The sequence below is a fragment of the Oscillibacter sp. UBA6647 genome (genome assembly GCA_002455655.1).
GTDB lineage: Bacteria > Bacillota > Clostridia > Oscillospirales > Oscillospiraceae > Oscillibacter.
In genome coordinates, this window is sequence record DKLF01000152.1 from 1 (window position 1) to 3,459 (window position 3,459).

The window sequence follows — 3,459 nt, forward strand, 5'->3', positions numbered from 1 at the left end:
TTTGGCCTGCCCTTTACCCCGCCCGGTTCATCCGCCATACAACAGCAGAAATCTGGCCCCGGGTCATGGTATTTGCGGGCTTAAAGGTGCTGGTTCCGTTGGAGAAATACCCCTCCACAATTCCGGCAGCGCTCAGCGCCTGCACGTAGACGTCGCCGGTGTCCGTAAAGGGCTTTACGCTGGAAAGACTGCTCAGGTTCAGCTTCATGGACTTGGCGGTAATCTGCGCCACCGCCAGACGGCTGATGGGCCGGTCCAAATCGCTTTCCTTCACGCCGGTAAGCAGCCCGTCGGACTTGGCGCGGGAGAGATAGCCGCTGAAGGGATGCTTGCCGGTGGGAGACTGGGTCTTGTAGTCCGCAGCCAGCATAATCAGCTTCAGCGCCTGCCCATAGGTCACGGTTTTGTCCGGCTTGAAATAGCCGTCGGGATAACCGTCGATGACCTTCGCATCGCTCAGCTCCGCCACATATTTATAGCACCACACGGAGGAACCAACGTCCCCATAGCTCTTGAGTCCACTGACAATCCCCAGGCAGAATCTGCCGCTGGTAATGGCCTTGCCCGCGCTGTTGTACGCCACGTAGGGCATCTCCACCGAGCCGGTGAAGCCCGAGGCGGGCATAAAGCGCAAATCCCCGATTCGCCCGCTGCCGGAGCTGCCGGAATAGACATAGCGGCTGCCAGTCGCGGCCCTGACGGAGCCGGTGCCCACGTAAACCGTCCCCTGCCGGGAGGCGGGTAGCTCCAGAAGCTGGAGACTGGACATGGAAGCGCCGGAAGCCGACGAAGAAACCGCTTTATAAATCGCGTCCGCCGGGAAGGTGACGGAGGTGTTCATGGGTGTGGCCCCATACACGTCCTGCACAATCGCACTGTTGACGCTGATGAGAATGGTGCCTTGCGCGGTGCGGTTCCCGCTTCCGTAGGCAGTGAAGGGAATCGTGGTGCAGTAGTTGTTTCCGGTGGGCACATATGTCAGCTCACTCAACGCATACTGGCTTGCCCCGGAGGGGCTGAAATACAAAAGCTGGCTGCCGCAGTTGCCGGTGGTAAGCTTTAGGCCCGTTGTCCCGTAACTGCTGACGCCGTAGTAGTTGTAGTATAGCGTCCCGGTGTCCGGCACGCCCCCAAGCTTCACAGATTGGAGCACGGAGCCGGAATACGCCTGATTCATAAACCGGGCGATGTCGTTGGGGTTAATCTGCACATTGGTCCCGCCGGTGGTGTTATACCGAATATCTCCCCGGACCGCGGCGTCCTCCGCCTGAATCTCCAGAACCCCGTCCACATAGCGGCCCGCGTCGTAATAGGCCCGGAAGGGCAGCCGTACGTTGTCGCTGAAGCTGGAGGAGGTCACAAAACTCATTTCGCTGAGAGGATAGTCCCCGTATTTGGAATTATCCACATAATAGATATAGGTATTGTAATTATTCTTGTTGAAGGCGGTTTCGCTTCTCCCGCCGTAATTGTAGTACAGCAGTCCGTCCGTCTGGTCATAGGCGGAGGTGGTCAGGAAGGTGACAAACCGAAATTCATAGCCCGACTGGCCATTCTGAAATACGCGCCTGAAATCACTGATATCCAGCGAGACTGCCTCTCCCGGGCTTGCCTTATAGGTAATTGTCTCTCCCGAGCCGGCGCCGCTGATTTGAATTTCCATCACCCCGTCCACATACCGGCTGCTGGAATAATACGCCCGGAAATTGACGGTGACGCTTCCCTTAGAGGTACCGGACACAGCTAAAAAGCTGAGGTCGTCGATGGGATAGGACCCGTAGCTGGAGCTGCTGTAATAGTAGGAATAATCATCCACGGCGGAAAGGGACAGCTCCTTCTGGTCGGACCGTCCGTAATTGTAGTAGAAGGTTCCGCCGCCGGAGGAGGAGGCTGTGACGGAGGTGAATTCCACCCAGCGGACTGTATCGGAATAGCGGGACTGATACGCCTTGTTAAAGTCCGCCCGATCCATGGACACCCGCTCTCCGGGCTGCACCGTATAGTTGATGGTGGTGCCGTAGCCGGTGCTGCCGTTGCTGGTGATGGAAAGAGTCCCCTGAACGGTGCTGTATCCGTCTGTCGCGGTATAGGTCACGGAGCTGGTCCCCCTCGTGCCAGAGGGCACAAAGTACACGCTGGCGATGGGATAGCTCCCTCCGCTATATGTATAGGTCCGGGCAAGGTCGGTTCTGGAGCTGTTGGCATACAGCGTTCCATAGGAGTAGGTGGACATGCCGGAGAGCGACACGTTCACAAAATTCCGGCCCGTCAAACCCGTAAACACGTCGTTGAGCTTGCTCTGGATCGAGGAGCCCACGGAGGACTCTCCCGTCCCCGTAAGGTCCAGCGCCGCACTCTGATTTGTGGCACTCAGGGTATAGACCGCGTACCATGCAATGTTGGCCGTCACCTTCGTTGCGGCCACCTGGGCGGAGGTGTAGACGGCCTGACCAATGTAGGAGGCAGCATTGCCGGGGTTGGACGTGGTCCAGCCCTTGAAGCTATACGTGCAGTTGGACGCGCTCTTGGAGGGCGTTCCGGGTACGGTGGCCAACCCGTCCTTATTGACGCTCTGGGGCGTACCGTAGGTACTGCCGGCGTTGATAAACGTCACGGTGTATTTCGCGGAAACGGGCAGTCCGCCCCGCACACACACATCGCATATCCCGTCGTTATTCGCGTCCACATGGGCCACCTTGGCGGAGGTACCGTTGCAGGTTGTGCATCTTTGCCAGTGATACGTGGCATCCGAGGTGTAGCTTGCCTCGTAGGTGTGGGCGGCCCTGCTGCCGGGATACTCTTGTCCGCACACCGCGCAGGGATGCCAGTGCTCCGTGTCGCTGTACTTCCATTCTCCGGACAGGGTATGGGGCAGCGCGGGAACAATTTCCTCCCGCTGATAGCCGCATTTGTCCGTACAGGCGTAATAATTTTTCCCTGCCTGCGCGCAGGTCGCCGGGATAGAGGAGGTCACCGTCTGCGACAGATGGTGCACCTGACTTTCAATCTCATAGCCGCAGACTTCGCAAACCTTGTGATGGGTCCCGTTTCCCGCGTCCTTCCATTTGCTTTCCCCATGGGGGGCAACGGCGATTTTCTCAGTGCAGTTGGGGTCCGTACAGTCGTGCCAGTGCTCGGCTTCATTTTTCGACCATAAGCTACTGAAATTATGCCCCGGAGGATCGTCTGCCGCGGCGGGGATGACGGTTCCCGCCAGCATCAGTGCCGCCAGCAAAAACGCAGGCAGCTTCTTTTTCCAAAACGCTTTCATGTTTTCCCTCCATCGCACGCATTGCATACTTTTTCACCATACTTGTCTTTTAGGATAGCGGAAAATGCGAATCCATTCATGAACAAACTATGAACAAACCGATGATTCCGTTTTCTTAGGCAAAATATTTTCCTTAAAACGGGCGCGTTTTGCAGCCGGATGAACTTCAAATAGCTCCGAAACGGCTG

1 protein-coding gene is annotated in these 3,459 nt (G+C 57.3%); it reads right to left on the reverse strand.

Translation table 11 applies throughout. From position 1 onward, the window contains the following. Positions 1 to 13: 13 nt before the first annotated feature. Positions 14 to 3,271, reverse strand: a complete 3,258-nt coding sequence (locus B2W96_RS11170) for an S-layer homology domain-containing protein (protein WP_293010419.1) — start codon at positions 3,269 to 3,271, stop codon at positions 14 to 16. Positions 3,272 to 3,459 lie beyond the last annotated feature (188 nt).